16 protein-coding genes are annotated in these 16,471 nt (G+C 45.3%); 9 read left to right on the top strand and 7 right to left on the bottom strand.

Annotated elements, in window-relative coordinates:
- Nucleotides 1-163 precede the first annotated feature (163 nt).
- The 3 genes from LFX25_RS12555 to LFX25_RS12565 are packed head-to-tail and all read left to right on the top strand — an operon-like array spanning nt 164 to nt 3,232.
- Nucleotides 164-1,615: an APC family permease gene (locus tag LFX25_RS12555; protein WP_406600498.1), complete on the top strand. Its 1,452-nt coding sequence runs from the start codon at nt 164-166 to the stop codon at nt 1,613-1,615.
- A gap of 15 nt (nt 1,616-1,630) precedes the next feature.
- Nucleotides 1,631-2,008 (top strand): hypothetical protein, encoded by a 378-nt coding sequence (locus LFX25_RS12560; RefSeq protein ID WP_238730543.1) that lies wholly within the window; start codon nt 1,631-1,633, stop codon nt 2,006-2,008.
- A gap of 54 nt (nt 2,009-2,062) precedes the next feature.
- Nucleotides 2,063-3,232 (top strand): acyl-CoA dehydrogenase family protein, encoded by a 1,170-nt coding sequence (locus LFX25_RS12565; RefSeq protein ID WP_238730544.1) that lies wholly within the window; start codon nt 2,063-2,065, stop codon nt 3,230-3,232.
- Nucleotides 3,233-3,327: 95 nt separating this feature from the next.
- On the opposite strand, the gene LFX25_RS12570 is transcribed toward LFX25_RS12565, so the two are convergent.
- The gene (locus tag LFX25_RS12570; protein ID WP_238731594.1) at nt 3,328-4,515 is read right to left on the bottom strand and encodes a glycosyl hydrolase family 18 protein; all 1,188 of its coding nucleotides are present in this window, start codon (nt 4,513-4,515) and stop codon (nt 3,328-3,330) included.
- Between the two features lie 398 nt (nt 4,516-4,913).
- Here LFX25_RS12570 and LFX25_RS12575 point away from each other — a divergent pair, with 398 nt between their 5' ends.
- Nucleotides 4,914-7,298 carry a sensor histidine kinase gene (locus LFX25_RS12575; protein ID WP_238730545.1) on the top strand — a complete coding sequence of 795 codons (2,385 nt, stop codon included), beginning with the start codon at nt 4,914-4,916 and terminating at the stop codon, nt 7,296-7,298.
- 75 nt (nt 7,299-7,373) lie between these two features.
- On the opposite strand, the gene LFX25_RS12580 is transcribed toward LFX25_RS12575, so the two are convergent.
- Entirely contained in the window at nt 7,374-8,009 is a 636-nt protein-coding gene (locus tag LFX25_RS12580) for a hypothetical protein (protein ID WP_238730546.1), read from the bottom strand.
- A gap of 125 nt (nt 8,010-8,134) precedes the next feature.
- Nucleotides 8,135-8,878, bottom strand: a complete 744-nt coding sequence (locus LFX25_RS12585) for a response regulator transcription factor (protein WP_319937289.1) — start codon at nt 8,876-8,878, stop codon at nt 8,135-8,137.
- Nucleotides 8,879-8,945: 67 nt separating this feature from the next.
- Between LFX25_RS12585 and LFX25_RS12590 the strand changes: the two genes are divergently transcribed.
- On the top strand, nt 8,946-9,239 hold the full coding sequence (locus tag LFX25_RS12590) for a hypothetical protein (protein WP_238730547.1): 294 nt from the start codon (nt 8,946-8,948) through the stop codon (nt 9,237-9,239).
- A gap of 50 nt (nt 9,240-9,289) precedes the next feature.
- Here LFX25_RS12590 and LFX25_RS12595 read toward each other — a convergent pair whose 3' ends face one another.
- Complete coding sequence (locus LFX25_RS12595) at nt 9,290-9,718, bottom strand: hypothetical protein (protein WP_238730548.1); 429 nt, start codon at nt 9,716-9,718, stop codon at nt 9,290-9,292.
- A gap of 273 nt (nt 9,719-9,991) precedes the next feature.
- On the opposite strand from LFX25_RS12595, the gene bcp reads away from it, so the two are divergent.
- Nucleotides 9,992-10,471: a thioredoxin-dependent thiol peroxidase gene (gene bcp, locus LFX25_RS12600; RefSeq protein ID WP_135569600.1), complete on the top strand. Its 480-nt coding sequence runs from the start codon at nt 9,992-9,994 to the stop codon at nt 10,469-10,471.
- The gene (locus LFX25_RS12605; RefSeq protein ID WP_238730549.1) at nt 10,468-11,955 is read left to right on the top strand and encodes a leucyl aminopeptidase family protein; all 1,488 of its coding nucleotides are present in this window, start codon (nt 10,468-10,470) and stop codon (nt 11,953-11,955) included. Before bcp ends, LFX25_RS12605 begins: the two co-directional genes overlap by 4 nt.
- A 78-nt stretch (nt 11,956-12,033) precedes the next feature.
- Here the strand turns inward: LFX25_RS12605 and LFX25_RS12610 are convergent, their stop codons facing one another.
- Nucleotides 12,034-13,305: a response regulator gene (locus LFX25_RS12610; protein ID WP_238730550.1), complete on the bottom strand. Its 1,272-nt coding sequence runs from the start codon at nt 13,303-13,305 to the stop codon at nt 12,034-12,036.
- Nucleotides 13,306-13,667: 362 nt separating this feature from the next.
- Nucleotides 13,668-14,519, bottom strand: a complete 852-nt coding sequence (locus LFX25_RS12615; protein WP_238730551.1) for a metal-dependent hydrolase — start codon at nt 14,517-14,519, stop codon at nt 13,668-13,670.
- On the opposite strand from LFX25_RS12615, the gene LFX25_RS12620 reads away from it, so the two are divergent.
- Nucleotides 14,518-14,709, top strand: a complete 192-nt coding sequence (locus LFX25_RS12620; RefSeq protein WP_238730552.1) for a hypothetical protein — start codon at nt 14,518-14,520, stop codon at nt 14,707-14,709. The genes LFX25_RS12615 and LFX25_RS12620 overlap by 2 nt on opposite strands.
- Nucleotides 14,710-14,784: 75 nt before the next feature.
- On the opposite strand, the gene LFX25_RS12625 is transcribed toward LFX25_RS12620, so the two are convergent.
- On the bottom strand, nt 14,785-15,555 hold the full coding sequence (locus tag LFX25_RS12625; RefSeq protein WP_238730553.1) for a TetR/AcrR family transcriptional regulator: 771 nt from the start codon (nt 15,553-15,555) through the stop codon (nt 14,785-14,787).
- An 81-nt stretch (nt 15,556-15,636) separates the two neighbouring features.
- Between LFX25_RS12625 and LFX25_RS12630 the strand changes: the two genes are divergently transcribed.
- Nucleotides 15,637-16,467, top strand: coding sequence for an SDR family oxidoreductase (locus LFX25_RS12630; RefSeq protein WP_238730554.1), 831 nt, complete (start codon nt 15,637-15,639; stop codon nt 16,465-16,467).
- The last annotated feature ends 4 nt before the right edge of the window (nt 16,468-16,471 follow it).

Raw genomic sequence — 16,471 nt, forward strand, 5'->3', positions numbered from 1 at the left:
TTGCACGCGAAGCCTATTGCAACCCCGCTCGCAGTAACGAATAACAACCTTTCCTCGATATTATTGTCTTCGTGGACGGAACTCCGCCCCAACTCCCATAAAACATTGACAAAAGGAAAAATCCTTGTTTGCGACAACGAAACTCCCATGCTGTCAGAAAACGATGCAACTCAAACGGTCCCTCAATCTATTCGATTCCATATCTCTCATGTTCAGCTCCATGGTAGGACCGGGAATCTTCATCACAACGGGATACATTCTCCATCAGGTTCCGAATCCCAACATCGTTTTACTCGCGTGGATCTTGGGAGGATTTCTCGCAGTCGCCGGCGCGATGTCTTACGCAAAGTCCGCATCCTTATTTCCTTACGCGGGAGGAGATTACGTTTATCTCAAAGAAGCATATTCTCCCATCGTTGCCTTTGCGAGCGGTTGGCTTTCGCTATCGATCAACTTTTCCGCTTCGATTTCCTTATCCGCATTAGCATTTTCTAAATCGTTTTTTTCTTTGATCAATCCTTCCTGGGACATTTATTTTTTCGAATTCCCGTTTTTGGGACTAACGATCTCGATCGGCACCGCGCAAATGTTGGCGATGTGCGCGATCCTTCTTTTTACGATCATCAACTTCTTCGGAATTTCCACCGCTTCCAGAATTCAAAACCTCTTTACGGGAGTTAAGATTCTCGGATTGGTATCGTTCGTCGTGTTGGGATTCATTATCGGGAATTACGATACTTCGCGTTTTCAATCCTTCTCCTTGCTTCCGTACGGATGGACCGGCATGGAATCGCTGTTAGCCGGAGTAATACCCGTAACGTATTCTTATCTCGGCTGGAACATGATCACATACGTAGCGGAAGAAGTCAAAGATCCGGATAAAAACATCTATAAGGCCGTGTTGTATTCCTGCGCACTCGTAACGACGCTTTACATTCTCATCAACTTTCTTTTTCTAAGCTCCGGCTCCGTCGCGGAGTTATCGGGAGATAGGATCGGAATCACCGCCTCATCCGCGTTATTCGGACCGAAAGCGACGATCTTGATTACCGCATTCATCTGCTGGGCTTTTTTAGGGTCGATCTCCGCTTACATCATCGGCGGTTCGAGAATTTATTTTGCGATGGCGAGAGACGGATTCTTTTTTCAAAACATGGCAAAACTTCATTCGAAACACAAAAGTCCGTATATGTCCCTGCTCTTTCAATGCGGATATGCCTGTCTTTTTTGTTTCGTTAAAGAGATCGAAAGCCTTTTGTATCTCATCACTTGTTCCACTCTTCTTCTTGCAACGATCACCGCATACACCCCGATTCTTTTTGAAAAAAGACATTATAAATTGAAGTTTAGAATTCCAGGATATCCTTATACAACGTATTTGTACATCGCTTCCAACGTGGGAATCATCGCAACTCTGCTCTGGAACAAACCGACCGAAGCGCTATGGGGAATCGGCTTCACTCTCCTCTCGGTGCCGATGTATTATTATTTTAAAGCGACACAGAATTCTTTACCGAAAGTTTCCATCCCTCTCGACTCCGAAGCTCCGGAACTTTTAGCGACCAGTCTGCTTCCGGAGAACGAACCTGTTCCCGTTGCCAGCGGAGAACCTTAAACCGCCGTTTTTTCTTTGAAAGCGAAGAATCGACTCATACTCCATTCTTATTCCGGAATTCTTTCGATTCTATTTTTAACCTGCCGAATTTTTCTCCCTTTGTTTACGATTCCCTTTCTTCCAGAAGATCTTTATCTTCTTTTAGGAAGAATCGGAATTTTTCTCGGACTTTTCGCGTTTCTCAGCGGATGCGGACTCGGCAAATATTCGTTCGTGCAAAATTCTGAATATACGGAAATTCACATCATTCTTCTTTTAGCGGGTTTGGCTCTTCAAATCCCGGCGATCTCGGAAAATCATACGAACTTCTATGCGAACCTTGCCTCTTGGTTCGGATTTCCGCTCTTGCTCGCGGGATGGATTTACGGCCGAAGAATTCGCCGTAAAAAATAAAACTTTTCTTTCTTCCAAGCGTATGAATAGTCGCCTTCAATTTTCGGAGGTTTTATGGACTTTACTTTATCCGAGGATGAACTTTTGTTCATCAATTCGTTTAACGATTTTTGTAAAAAGGAAATCGAACCCTTTGCAGAAGAAGCGGATCGCAAAAAAGAAATTCCAAGATCGCACTTCCATAAACTCGCACAGATCGGTTATATCGGTTTACCTCACGAGGAAGAATACGGAGGTCAAAACGCAGGAGCGTTCCGTTCCTTAATTGCTATGCAGATTTTGGGAAAGTCCTGCGGCTCGACGTTCTTTTCGGTGGGGGCTTCGGGAGGTCTTTTCGGCTTACCGATTCATCACTATGGAAACGAAGAACAAAAAAGATACTATCTTCCTTCGATCAACAACGGATCCAAAATCGGATCGTTAGGAATCACGGAACCCGATGCAGGTTCGGACGTTTCTTCCCTTCGAACGATTGCAAAAGAAGTTTCCAAAGGACGTTATCAGCTTTCCGGTCAAAAGACCTATATCACGAACGCTCCGATCGCGGATTATTGTTTGGTTCTTGCTAAGGTCCGGGATTTAAACGGAAAGGAAAAAGGGCTGACTCATTTTTTGGTGAATCTGAATTCGAAAGGGGTTCAACGATCAGCGCCTATGGAAAAGCTCGGACTCAAAGCTTCGCCTACCGGCGCGCTCTTTTTCGAAGACGTAGATGTTTCGTCTAACGATATTCTCGGAACTCTCGGCAAAGGATTCCGTCAAACGATGCAAACCTTCAACATGGAGAGAATTTCTCTGGCCGCTTGGTCGATCGGCTTAATGGAAGCGTGTTTGGAAGAATCCAAATCCTTTGCATCCACGAGAAAAAGTTTCGGCAAACCGATCGCGCAACATCAATCCGTCGCCAACCTACTCGCGGAAATTTATACGAAACTCGAAGCCTCCCGATGGTTCACATACAATGTCGCCTGGGAAATGGAACGGGCCGATCGATCGGGAAAAGGAAGCATGCATCTTTCGGGGAAATGCGCCTCTTGCAAATTATTCGCAACCACTTCCGCAAGAGAAGTCGCAAACTTAGCCGTTCAGATTCACGGAGGCGCGGGTTTTATGAACGAATACAAGGTTTCCAGACTTTACAGAGACGTTCGACTCGGCGAAATCGGCGGAGGAACAAGTGAAATCCAAAAACTCATCATCGCGGGAAGTATTCAAAAAAATTGATATTTCTTGCAGTCGAAATCAAGGAGCAGCCCGTCGATAAAGCCTCGGAATTTGATCTTTCCAATTTGAATCGGCGATTCAAGCGATGTCGCTTATCATTTCTTGGGATCGGAATTTTCGATCATCGTTTTCAAATACGAATGGATTTCCGGATCATTGTCCCGTATTAGCTGCCAAAAGGAGAATCCGCGTATTTTATATTTTTTTAATAGATTCATCTTCGTTTCAAACGATCGACGATTCATATAAAATGCGACCCGATCGCAGCCTCCTAAACTGTACCAAAGCGAAGGATCGTCGTAGACACGGCCTTCGTGGCGATAAAGATACGGCCGAAGATAAATCCAATCCCCCGATTTTCGAGCATCCTTGAATATCTTGGAAATGTCAGTCGGCTCCTCGGATCTGGGGCTCCAGTTCGCTTTAATATATTGTGCGCGCGAATAAAAAACCGCCTTGGAAGGAATATCGCAATTCAAAGGCCAATCGTATCCGTAGGTCGGAATCGCCATGTATAATTTTTCATTCGGAATCTTTTGAGTCGAATATTCTAATATTTTTTCGATCCACCAAGAAGGAGCTTGCGGCCCGGGTCCGGGAAAGGCGTTCTTTCTCGGATGAAGTTCATACGCCATAATCTTAATCTTGTCCGCGACTTTCCCCAAAAACTCGTAGTCGTGCGATAATTGTCCGCGGTAGGCTTCGTAAAAATCTACGGACATCTTCTTTCCGTTTTCTTTGCACAAATATTCGAAAGGCTCCTCCGCGAACGTTTTCGGATGAATCGCGACGGAAAGAAGTTTGTTTCTCTTTTTTAATTCCTGCGATAAAAGAGTTAAAAAGGTTTCGAAACTTTCCTTTTTATCGCAGGTCATGCCCTCGTAGTCGATATCGATTCCGTCGTAGTCGTATGTTTCGATTTCTTTTATAATTTGTCCGATATGATAATCGCGGATCTTCGTGTTTCCGTTCAATCCGATCGCATCCGAAACTTTCTCGAAGTCGTTTTCCCATCGAAATATGGTCGGTATGATTTTGGTTTTCGGAGAGATCGTTTTCAACGCCCAGATATAAACTTCCTGCGCTTTCGGATTCCATACGGATTTGACGTTACCGGTGTTGCTGCGGCCGCCTTCCAACGTATATAAAAAAGGATGTATCTCGTCGTAAAGGTGGACGTTTTGCGTCATCGCAACGATATCGGAGGACCAAGTCGATGCGAGAAAATCCCTTTCGTTTTTCAAGTTCGGATTTTCAGAATTGTTAAACGAAGTCCAATTCAATAAAAAACGGAATTCGCTGTATTTTTCGTTTAAGAATCGAAATCCGCCTTCCTTTGCGAAAGGATTCCCGTATAAGAGAACTCCGAACAAAATAGTCAGAATTGAAACGATAAATAGGAGTAATTTGGATTTCAAGGCGAGTTCTTATCGGACTTTAGATTTTCAACCAGAGTAAATCGGGATGACATTCTGAAAAGAGAATTCCTGGAAAATTGGGATCACCTTTTACGATTCGGAATCCGACGAGACCGGTCGTTTTCGAATTTTATCAAAATCTTTCTTTCAAAAACGAATTCCGCTTTTACGATAGGCCAATCTTTCGATTCAACAATTTTCTTCTTCGAGCTATCACCGTGTCGCCTAGGTTTTTGTTTCGTATTTCGACCGTTATTTGTTTTTTGGTTTCCCTATTCGCGACCTTTAGCTCCTGTTATGCGAACCCTCAAGATCCCTCGCTGCTTCCGAAAGCGAAACAAGGACGTTTAGATCTTACCCGCTGGAATTTCGAATCCGAAAAAACTCTTCCGTTAACCGGGGAATGGAAATTCTATTGGAAACAATTCATCGATCCGAATGCGCTGAAGACCGTTTCCAAGGGAAAGTTTATTTTTCTGGATGCGCCGGTCGTTTGGAACGGCGTCCTTTTTCACGGCGAGACGATTTCCAGCCACGGCTTTGCTTCGTACGAACTCGAAATTCTTCTCCCTAAAAATTTCTCGGAAACCGCCGTCTCGATCCCGGACGAAGGCACCGCTTACAATCTTTATGTGAACGGAAAACTCGTTGCGAACGCGGGAACCGTCGGAGACAAACCGGAATCTTCGCGGCCGCTTTACAAACCTCAAATCGTCGTCCTACCCGACTCGGAAATTCTTCATATAGTATTACATATCTCTAATTTTCAGAATCGATGGGGAGGTTATTGGTTTCCGATTCGAATCGGAAATTTAAAGGAAATTCTCGGTGAAGCCCAGACCAAAAAAGGAATCAGCCTTGCGGTTTGTATCGCGGCGGTTCTTATGGCGGTTTTCAATCTCGTCCTCTTTATTTTTCGAAGAAAAGATCCAGCCCCTCTTCTTTTCGCGGCGCATTGTACTCTCATCTTAATCCGAGCCTTGACCACGGGAGAACGTCTAGGTCATCTCCTATTTCCGAACGTTCCCTGGGAGATATTAAACCGACTTGAATACTCCTCCATTTATTTGTCGGCTCCGGCTTTGTACACCTTTCTGCATCGTTTTTGTCCCACGAAATTTTGGGAAAGATTCGGTTTTCTTTTGATTCTTCCGTTTTTTTTCGGCACCTTTCTTGTTCTCTTTTTTCCGAATCAAATTTATACACTGACCCTCGATCCGGTTTTACTATATGCTTTTTTTGTAACGATCCCCGGTTGGTGTATCCTGCTTCTCTACGGAATCCGCAAAAAATTCGAAGGCGCGTGGATTCTGTTTCTGGGTTATATCGCGGTCATGTTCTGCACGTTGCACGACATCATATATAGCATGGGTTTTCTGAACAGTTCCACTTACATGGTTCCTTACGGTCAACTCGCGCTTATCGCTTCGCACGCTGTGTTGATATCGAAACGATTTTCGAATTCCTTAACCCGTTCCGAAAATCTTTCGCATAAGATGAAAAGCCTCGTTTCTTCCACACGGGAAATTATGACGTCCGCCTCGTTCAACGCGGCGGCGCAAACGACTTTGAAAATTCTTTCCAAAAACATCGAGGAAATGAATCGAAGAAGTTCGTTCTTAAATTTGAAAACGAAATCGAAAAACGAAAAATCGGATTCTTCGCTTAACAAAAACGAGGGACTAAACATTTATTTTCCCGAACAGAATTCTTCGTTGTGGAAGCGGTATTCCCTGGACGAAAAAGACGATCTTGTGGTTCAAGACGTTTCCGGATTTATTTCCAAAGAGTCGTTGGAAATCGATCTCAAAACGTTGTATTCTCCCGCCGTCATCGGAGAAAGTTTTCTACTTCCTATCCAAAACAGCAAAGCGAGTTTCGTCGTTTTGGATCTTCCAATCGGAAACTTTTTAGGTTCCGATTCCGAAATGGACTGGGTGCAGGGAATCGCATACGCTTTGGCGCTTTCGATTCAAAACGTGATCCGACAGGATCGAGAAAAGCTCGCGATCATCGGAGAATTATCCGCGGAGATCGCGCACGACATAGGACATCACGTCATTCTCATCCAAAAGGTATTACGGAATTTGAATACAACCGAAGGAGCGAAATCCGAATTCGATCTTTCGCGCGCCAAAAAAGAAACGGACGCTCTCGCCAACCTCTCTTTGGATATATTAGAATTTTCTAAAAAAGTAATCATTTTGGATCTAAAAGAAGTAAGCATCCGCGAATTCTTCCAGGGAATCAGGGAAGATTTGGAACTTTTTTTCGAAGGAAGCGGAATCCGTTTTTCGTGCGACATATCCGCGGATGGAACCGTTCGATTGGACCCCCTTCGGATCCAAAGATTGATCCTGAATCTCGCCAAAAATTCGCTCGAAGCCATCGACGATACGGGCAATTTTTCTCTTCGCGTCGAAAAGGAAGGAGCCGTCCTTTACATCGTTTTTAAAGACGACGGTCCCGGTCTCAGCGAAGATTTAAAAACCGGTTTCTACAATTCCATGGTGGAAACGAAAAAACCGTTAGGAAGCGGACTTGGTCTTTCCATCGTTCGAAAGATCGCACTCGCGCACGGCGGAGAAGTTTTAATCGATTCGAGTCCCGGAAAAGGCAGCAGATTCACCGTTCTGCTGCCTTGCTGATCCAAGATTCAATTTCGCTTAACAAAATGAACGAAAAGATTGCCGAAGAGTCGGTCTCTTCTTCTAATTCGATTCTTAATCGCAGATCGCCAAGGAACCCGTGTTTTCCGCAGTGGTCGGTTGACCGAACCCGAAATCGATCTTAGTTGCCCATCCGTTCGAATCATACGTATATGTCATCGCACCGTCCGAGGAAGTAGCGGGCCTGCTCGCTCCCGCTGCGTATGTGTTGGTGATCGTTTGTCCACCGGAAGTCGTTTTAGGAAATCCGTACGGATCGTAATTGGAATAAGTCACGGTCGGCGAGGCGACGGCAGTCAATTGATTGGAGCTGTTGTAAGTGAAGGTGTTGGTGGTTGCTCCTTCCACTCTACTCGCCAAACCTCTTTGAACGTGTTGATTGGAGAACGACGGCGGATCGACCACGCCCAATTTCGCCGCGACGGCACTGGAATATGTACGAATCACAGTGTTTCCCGTGTTGGGAACGCAGGTATAAACTTTCCCAGCAACGGCGCAAGTATATGTGGTTGTCGCCGCGGAATTTCCGTCCTTCACGACTACTGTCTGGGGAACGTTAAAACAGTTTCCGTTTGCTAATGCGACAAGAGCGGCGACCAAGGAAGTATTGTCGTCCGATTCATTCTTTTTACAATCCGCCGATAAGCACAAAAAGACAGCGAGATTCAAGGATACGATTAATTTCTTCATGCGAGAAGCTCCAAAATTTTCAAAAAGTTTTTTCCGAATCGAATCTGATTCTTAGGAGAGAGTATCATCGAACGGCGATTTTGTGAATTTCGGAAACTACGGAGAAAAAACCGTACGGTAAGTAGTTAGAAAAGACCGGAGGCTTTGAGCTGAACCAGAACTCTGCCGAGCTCGATGAGATTTTCCGTTTCCAATTTTTTAAAGATGGAGGCTCTATGTGTTTCGACGGTTCGAACGCTTAGGTTCAGTTCTTCCGCGATCTCGCGGTTCATCTTTCCGTCTGCGAGCAGGTTCAGAATTTCTTTTTCGCGTTTAGTCAAACGATTGATCAGATTTCCGATTTCTTGTGTGATTTCCGTTTCAGGTCTGAAATTTTTTACTTCTTCCGGAAATACTTTTCCGCCGTTTAGGATCGTTTTCATCGCGGAGAGGACCGCGGTCATGGATTCATTTTTTAGAATATATCCGTCCGCCCCGAGTGCGAAGGCTTTTTGAAGATAAGACCAGTCTCTGTGCATCGTTAGGAACAATATCTTCAAATCGGGAAATTTATTTTTGATCGTTTCCAGTTCCTGAATTCCATTCTCCTCCTGCAAAGAGATATCGCTGATCAGAAGATCGACCTTTAAAAAACTCATCCGTCGCAAAGCTTCCTTCAAAGAGGACGCGGAGCCGACAAAGTCGAACTCCGTATCGGTTTGAATCTCCGCTTGCAGCCCGGACCGTACGACGGGGTGATCGTCCACAAGAAAGATGGATTTTTTTTGCGCACGAACCATTCTGCCGCAGGTTAATACGACTCGAAACTTTGTAAATAGATTCTTTCGATGTTCGTATTCAAGCGACTTCGAAAAAATCAAGGCTCTCACGCATTGCAGAAAGGAATCGGCTTTTATAACTTGATTTCATTACGGTTAGGTTTTATCCATTGCAGCAATGAAACTTCTTTTCCGTTTTGCGCTGCCCGTCTTTACGCTTCTCGTTATGAACGCTTGCAAGATCTCTTATGGATTTCAGACGATCGGAATGCCGAAACCGGACCGTCATGATCGAACGGGAACTTTTATGGGTTACGATTACTTTGTCTGGGATTGCGTTCAAGGAAAACGAACCGTAGTTTATCGCTGGGAAAAGGAGATGCCTTTTTTGGATTTCGATCCGTATCACAAGGAAGAGGTTCCTTGCGGGAAGAGTACCGAGTTCGAAACGAAGAACGGAATCGGAAAGTAAGGAAGGGAAAACGGCCGGAGTTACGGCCAGATTTCCGAGGGGACGGATTTTTAAACCTGGATTCCCCGTTTTTTAAGAATATCCAAAGCGGTTTGTCGTAACATAGGATGAATCTGAAACTGGGAAGCGTCCGGAAAACCGGAGGTGGACGGAACTCCGCCATTCTCCCCCACTCCCGGATCGGACGGTTCGGTCTTGAATTTGTCCGCGCCGATCCATTGGCTCAAGGCCCACATCATTCTTTGGAAAATCTCATCGATTCGTTTTTGATAACCGGCCTTTTTATAATAACCGTAGGCGAGCAAGGGCATCTTCTTCTCATACATGAAGTGATCCCCGAGGCGGATGAGACCGTCCTTATATTCCGCCTTGATAAAAAGGTCTCTTGCCTTGCGAATATCGCCTTCGTTAAAAGCGCGGTTGCCTTCTCGGATCGTTTCGGCCCGTTCTCTGGAGTCCATACCAAAACTATCGGACATAGTTTCGGTTTTCGCAAGTGAAAAATCGGGGCGGCTCCTGCGCCCAAGCGCAGGACCGGGCTCGGCCGCGGCTCGCTCGCGCTCGGTCCTAACGGACCGCTTCGCGCCGCTCAGATCCCTGCCGCGACAAAAGAGGCCGGAGTTCCGTCCACATTCGGTGCGACAATCGAAACTCGTAAGAGTTCCCACATTTCACCGGATTCTCAAACAAACCCGCGAAAAAGACTGACATCGGAGAAACCGAATAAAACATTATTTTCCAAGAGGTACTCCATGAGCGAACTCAAGGCCGGGTCCAAAGCCCCCGCTTTTACCGCACTCAATGAAAAAGGAGAAAAGGTAAAACTCTCCGAATTAGCCGGTTCGAAAGGAACCGTATTGTATTTTTATCCCAAGGACCAAACCCCGGGATGCACAACCGAAGCCTGCGATTTTAGAGACAATTTTTCCCGAATCAAAAAAACGGGGTTTAACGTCGTCGGCGTTTCGAAGGACAGCGTGAAATCGCATCAGAAATTCATTGAAAAGCAGGAACTAAACTTCACCCTCATCTCCGACGAGGACGGAAAGATTTGCGAGGACTACGGGGTCTGGCAATTGAAGAAGTTCATGGGAAGAGAATTTATGGGAATCGTGCGTACTACGTTCCTCATCGGAGCGGACGGAAAAATTCTCAAAATCTATCCTAAAGTCAGCGTCAAAGGCCACGTCGACGAAATCCTTTCCGACATCAAAACACTGGAGAAAAAATGAAACTGGATAAGAACAAAATCCAAAGCTCGATCGGAAAAAATCCTTCGAAAGCGTTTTATAAACTTCAGATTCTTTTAAAGGATCATTTTCCCGCGAATCTCAAAACGAAATTTTCTTTGCAAACCTCGTCCGGAATTTTCACCGGAGACAACGGACAAGTCTTCACGGACGAATCCGAAAAGATCATTTATCTAGGATTAGGCGATTCTTCCAAAGTAAAAGTGAGAGGAGTCGCCCAGAACTTTTTTCAATTCGGAGAAAAGCTGAAAAAATGGGACGGGGTCGGACTGGAAATTCATCTTCCGAAAGTTCTAACGACCGCGCTCCCCGCGGAACTGCTCGTATATCAGATCATCAATTCCTTGGAACAAGGTGCGTATGCGATCAACGTTCTCGCAAAAGAATATAAGGAGAATTCCAAGAAGATCGGAAACGTTTCCTTTGTCCTTCAGGACGCCGCAAAAATCAAAGAAGCCGAAAAAGGATTAAAACGCGGCAAAGTCGTCAGCCGTTACGTCAACGGAGCTCGGTACATCGCCCATCTTCCGGCCAATCACTTTACACCGGAAGAATTCGTTTCCCGTTCAAAAGAGATCGCAAAGGACAACGGACTCAAAATCACCGTATTCGACGAACCGCAGTTGAAAAAGGAAAAGATGGGAGGAATTCTTTCCGTCTGCGAAGGCTCGGACAAAAAAGCGAAAATGATTCTTTTGGAATATACTCCCGCAAAACCGAGCACGAAGAAAAAACTCGCGATCATCGGAAAAGGCCTCACCTTCGATTCCGGCGGGATCAGCATCAAACCCGCTCAGGATATGCACGAAATGAAATACGATATGTGCGGGGCGGCCGCGGTAATTCACGCCGTCGGAGCGATCGCCGAACTCGGATTAGGCGTTCCCGTCGTAGCGGCCATCGGAGTCGCGGAGAATATGCCGGACGCGGCGGCGATCAAGCCGGGAGACGTTTATACGGCTCACAACGGAATCACCGTGGAAGTGCAGAATACGGACGCGGAAGGGCGTTTGGTTTTAGGCGACGTTCTTTCCTATGTGGGAAAAAAATTCAAACCGGATTATATGCTGGATTTGGCGACCCTGACCGGAGCGATCATCATTTCCCTCGGACACGAGGCGGCAGGAGTCATGAGCAATTCCGAAACGCTGACGAACTTGCTTAAAGAAGCATCCGCTTCTTCGGATGAAAGAATCTGGGAAATGCCTCTTTGGGACGAATATTCCGAAGATCTTAAAAGCGACATCGCCGACATCCGAAACGTCGCCGGAAGAGCGGGCGGTTCTTTATCCGCGGCGAAATTCCTGGAACGATTCGTCGATCCCGGAATCGCTTGGGCTCACATCGACATCGCGGGCGCAGCTTGGAGAAAGAAGGGTTCGGGAACCCAGATCGGAAACGGCCCGACCGGTTACGGAGTTCGTCTGCTCGTAGATCTCGCGGAAAAAATCGGAAAGAAGAAATAAAAAACGCGGGGCTTCCCGCGTTTCAACAGCACGATAGAAATCGATTCTCCGATCGATGAAAAGAAAGAATCGATCGGATCAAAAAGTCGACAAGGTCAAAGCGGCCAGAATGACTTCTTCGGGACGTTCCCCCATCGAATGATCGGTAAGATTTTTGATTCCGAACGTTCCTCCGTGTTTTCTAATAACGATATCGGCTAACGTTAAACCCAAACCGGAAAAGACCTTTTCCGTTTTGACTTTTTCATCAATGAACTTTGCAAGACGATAAAATGGCTGTTTTACGAGATCCTCTTGTTCCTGCGAAATTCCGTCCATGTACGTTTCATCAAACTTATTCTTAACGTAAAGATTGAAAAGTCCGGCCTTTGCGGAGAAATAAACGTTGATCTTGCTCCCGGTTTCCGAATATTTCAGAGCGTTCACCAGAAGTTCGTGAAAAACGACGATAAACGAATCTAAATCGACTTTCACGGACAAATTGCGGGGAAGCAGTTTTCCGTTTCCGATTTTAAAGGTAAGCTTTCTTTCCGCGATATACTCGGATTCGTCCCGTTCGAAATTATAAAAACATTCGGATAATTTTTCGATCAATTCCGGGACCAAAATCGGTTCCGACTTAACTTCGATGTCCCGATTCAATAACGTCAAAGTCTCTTCGAGACGATTCGCGTTTTTTTCGATGTATTGCGCGTTCTCCGAAAGCATGGTCATCAATTCTTCCGAAATAGCGTATTTGGAATCCTTCTTTTCGGCGGAACTGCGGATCATTTTGACCAATGTGATCAAAGCGCCGATTCCCCCGCCGCTGAATAAAGCGTATTTAATATTGTTGAGTGTAGTCTTTGAAAGTTCGAGCAAAGAATCCAACTCCGTCAGTTTGGAACGCTTGTAAGAAGCCCAATCCAATTGTTCACGCAGACGAATGTCCGATTCCTGATCGAAGAGGCGTTCAAGTCTTCGATTATGAAGTTCTTGAGCGATCTCGTTCACCACCGCGCGATAGGAAGTAATATCGACCGGTTTAATGATATAATGGAAGACTCCGAGATTCATCGTATCGATAATCGTATGCGGTTCATCGTGACTCGTCATTACTACGAAAATGGAATCGGGCTGTTCCCGTTTTACCGTTTCCATAAACTTCTTTCCGTCCATCACAGGCATTTCCAAATCGACGAAGTACGCGTCGGGTTTAAATTCTTCTTTTTTTTCAAGAGCCTGCACTCCGTTCTGAACGCCGCAGTATTCAAGACCGATATGTTGAAACAAGTGTCCCAAATTCGCTCTTAAAAGATGATCATCTTCGACGATCATGATTTTAGGAAGAAGCAAAGTATCGTTACCCATTTAATTTATCCTAACCCTTTATAAGATGCTACTATCGTTTCAATGAAAAGGGGTTTAAGAGAACCGCACTCCTCGACCACACCCAAAAGTAAGACGGAAAAAGTTATATAAATCTTTTGGTTTAATCGTTTTCGGAAAAAAAGGTGGGATTTGAAAAGCGATTCGGTTTAAAAAAGAAATTCGAAACAAAATGTATCACTCCGGTAATAATAAAAACGAATCGGGATCGAAATATACTCGTGCCTTCAGATTCTTTGAAAAATATATAACTAAGGTAATATCGAATTTGTGAACAAAGACAATTTCTCCGCTCACAAATTCATTTTAGAAATTTTATCTGCAAATTCTCGACATTCTTTTCTTTAGATTGTTGCCAACGCCGCATTTGCGAGATCGTAACCTCCGGTTTGCCTCGGATGAAAGTTCGGTTTCAGATAAAGAAAGAACGCGTGGGCCGTTTCTAAAAAGAGAATTTTCCCGAAAGGACGAGACGCTTTTAGATCTTGAAAATACTTTTTGAATCCCACTTCGGAATCGGTCAGAATAAACCAGTGCTGAAAAAACGCGACGTAACCCCAAAAAATCCAGGACGCTAAAAAGAATCCGAAGATGCGAAGCAGGTAGCTGTTCGATACGGTTTGAAGCACGTCATACGCCACCGACTTATGCTCGATCTCTTCGCAAGCGTGCCATAGAAGAAGTTCGCGCATTTCTCCGTAAGCCTTATCGTGAAATCCGTGTCTGAGCGTGATCTCGCCCATCGTCGCGGTGTAGTGTTCCATTCCCGCGGTCACGGAAAGTTTCAATTTCTTTCCGAAAAAGAATTCGAAAAACGGAAGCATCACTTGGAACGCGCTCCATTCGAAAAATTTCACGAAACGACTGACTGGCTTCCCTTGTTTTGCAAGCACTTCCAAGACCTTTTCGTGTTCCTTTCCGTGCTGCACTTCTTGTCCGATAAACGCCTTGATCGCCGTTTGTAATTTCGGGTCGGTAACTTGATCCGCATAAGCCTTCACGCTTTTGATAAAGAATCGTTCTCCTTCCGGAAAAAGTATATGATACGAATTGATGATATGCGTGATGAAAGAATTCCCCGCAAAATAGTGATTGGGAAGATCGTCCATTCCTTCAAAATCCATCTTTCGGACGGTCGGTTGATTTGCGTCGATGGGTTTTAAGTTTCTCGTTTTCGTTTTGATTTCAAGGGTCATGATTTCACTCCTTCAAACTTATCTTTTTATGTTTGTAGCGATCACTATAGAATATTATAAACCGAAGCTCGCGCCGATCTCTGAAAAACTCTGGCTGATTTCGAAATCAGCAGAAAAAATCACCCGTTTTTCGGGGAAAGTGGACGGAACTCCGGCCGAAATCCCGGATCACCGTGGAATCCGCGTCTGAAAACGGCCGAAAGGATCACAAAATGTAGGAACTCCCCGAAAAACTCCCCGTCTCCGGCAAAATTCCCAAGCGGTTTTACGACAAATTCTTCTGTAATCCCGCCAGCATGGAAACGATTCCGACTTCCAAAGTGTGAAAAAAATCGATTCGAAAAACGGTAAAATCGGGAGAAGAATTCAAAACTTTCGTAACGATCGGAGCCGGTTCCGCGTGGTGCCAAAGACCGGTGATCAGCGCGTGTAGGTAGGTCAGAAATAAAATCGCGTCCTCGTTCTTTTTGAATTTTAGAACCCGACAAAGTTCCGGGGCCGATTCGAGAACACTTTTGCGAACGGAATCTTTTAGACGAAAGGCGCTTTCATACACGATATTCTTTTCCAAAAGCGCCGACGCGATCGCCATCAATCGAACGGTTCTCTGATTTTCTTTTAACGAGTTGGTGATCCATTGCGCCAATTCCGACGCGGAAAGACCCGGATTTTTAGAACGAAGAAACGCCTGAAATGCCGCGAACCAAGCCTCGTAATCCATCCGATGAATTTCGAGAAAAAGTTCTTCCTTGGTTTTGAAATAAAGATACAACGTGCCCTTGGCCACGCCGGCCTTCTTCGCGATTTGATCCATGGAAATCTTTTCGAAGGAAGATTTGTTAAACAAGGAAATCGCGGCCTTGACCAAAAGATCCTTTTTGACCTTCTTATCGTCGTCTTTTACTGCGCGGCTTTTCATCGGATCGGGTTTTTGTTTCAAGGAAGAATTCGTGATCGATTCCCCTCTTTTCCAACAATCGGAGTTCCGTTTACAAACACAATCCACTTTTCCCGAAAATCCCGTTCCGTTTTCCATTGACAATGACTTAAGGTCACTATAAATTGACCAAAAGTCATTTTTAAATGACCCACAGTCATCAAAAGGAGAAAAATAAGAATGAAACGCAAAACTGTTTTAATCACGGGAACTTCTTCCGGAATCGGAAAAGCGGCGGCAAAACATTTCCAAGCAAAAGGTTGGAACGTGATCGCGACGATGAGAAATCCGGAAAAAGAAACGGAACTGAGAAATCTTCCCAATCTTCTTTGCACAAAACTCGACGTCACCGACGGACAGAGCATCGACAAAGCGATCGCGGAAGGCATCAAAGCGTTCGGAGAAATCGACGTTCTAGTCAACGCGGGTTACGGGCTCGTCGGTCCGTTCGAAGGCGCAAGCAAAGAGCAGATCCAAAGACAATTCGATACGAACGTGTTCGGCGCGATGGATGTGATTCGGAAAATTCTTCCCCACTTCCGCAAAAAAAGAAAAGGACTCATCATCAACGTCGCGTCGATGGGCGGAAGAATCACCTTCCCTCTTTATAGCCTTTATCATTCCACGAAATGGGCGCTCGAAGGTTTTACGGAATCACTTCAATACGAACTTCATCCGTTCGGAATCCGAGTTAAACTCATCGAACCGGGCGCGATCGCGACCGACTTTATCGGACGTTCCTCCGATTCCACTTCCGAACAAGCCCCGGGAGAATATAAACGATTCTCCGAAGCGGTTTTCAAGAATATGGAAGACGCGATGATGACAAGCCGAAGCGAAGCGGTCGCAAAAACGATCTTTAAAGCCGCAAAAAGCTCTTCCAAACGTCTGCGTTACGTGGTCGGAATGGACGCGAAAACTCTTTTGGGATTGCGTAAATTTCTTTCCGACCGAGTCTTATTCGGGATGATGAAGTTCGCTTTACTTAGATCCGCAAAAGTCGCGGCTTAAGTTC

It is taken from the genome of Leptospira sanjuanensis, assembly GCF_022267325.1.
Taxonomy (GTDB): Bacteria; Spirochaetota; Leptospiria; order Leptospirales; family Leptospiraceae; genus Leptospira; species Leptospira sanjuanensis.

Bases quoted from the DNA above. Each gene is read 5' to 3' on its own strand.
- LFX25_RS12555 (WP_406600498.1), top strand. From the start codon at position 164: ATGCAACTCAAACGGTCCCTCAATCTATTCGATTCCATATCTCTCATG.
- LFX25_RS12565 (WP_238730544.1), top strand. From the start codon at position 2,063: ATGGACTTTACTTTATCCGAGGATGAACTTTTGTTCATCAATTCGTTT.
- LFX25_RS12580 (WP_238730546.1), bottom strand. From the start codon at position 8,009: ATGAAGAAATTAATCGTATCCTTGAATCTCGCTGTCTTTTTGTGCTTA.
- LFX25_RS12590 (WP_238730547.1), top strand. From the start codon at position 8,946: ATGAAACTTCTTTTCCGTTTTGCGCTGCCCGTCTTTACGCTTCTCGTT.
- LFX25_RS12595 (WP_238730548.1), bottom strand. From the start codon at position 9,718: ATGTCCGATAGTTTTGGTATGGACTCCAGAGAACGGGCCGAAACGATC.
- bcp (WP_135569600.1), top strand. From the start codon at position 9,992: ATGAGCGAACTCAAGGCCGGGTCCAAAGCCCCCGCTTTTACCGCACTC.
- LFX25_RS12605 (WP_238730549.1), top strand. From the start codon at position 10,468: ATGAAACTGGATAAGAACAAAATCCAAAGCTCGATCGGAAAAAATCCT.
- LFX25_RS12610 (WP_238730550.1), bottom strand. From the start codon at position 13,305: ATGGGTAACGATACTTTGCTTCTTCCTAAAATCATGATCGTCGAAGAT.
- LFX25_RS12620 (WP_238730552.1), top strand. From the start codon at position 14,518: ATGATTTCACTCCTTCAAACTTATCTTTTTATGTTTGTAGCGATCACT.
- LFX25_RS12615 (WP_238730551.1), bottom strand. From the start codon at position 14,519: ATGACCCTTGAAATCAAAACGAAAACGAGAAACTTAAAACCCATCGAC.
- LFX25_RS12625 (WP_238730553.1), bottom strand. From the start codon at position 15,555: ATGGAAAACGGAACGGGATTTTCGGGAAAAGTGGATTGTGTTTGTAAA.
- LFX25_RS12630 (WP_238730554.1), top strand. From the start codon at position 15,637: ATGAAACGCAAAACTGTTTTAATCACGGGAACTTCTTCCGGAATCGGA.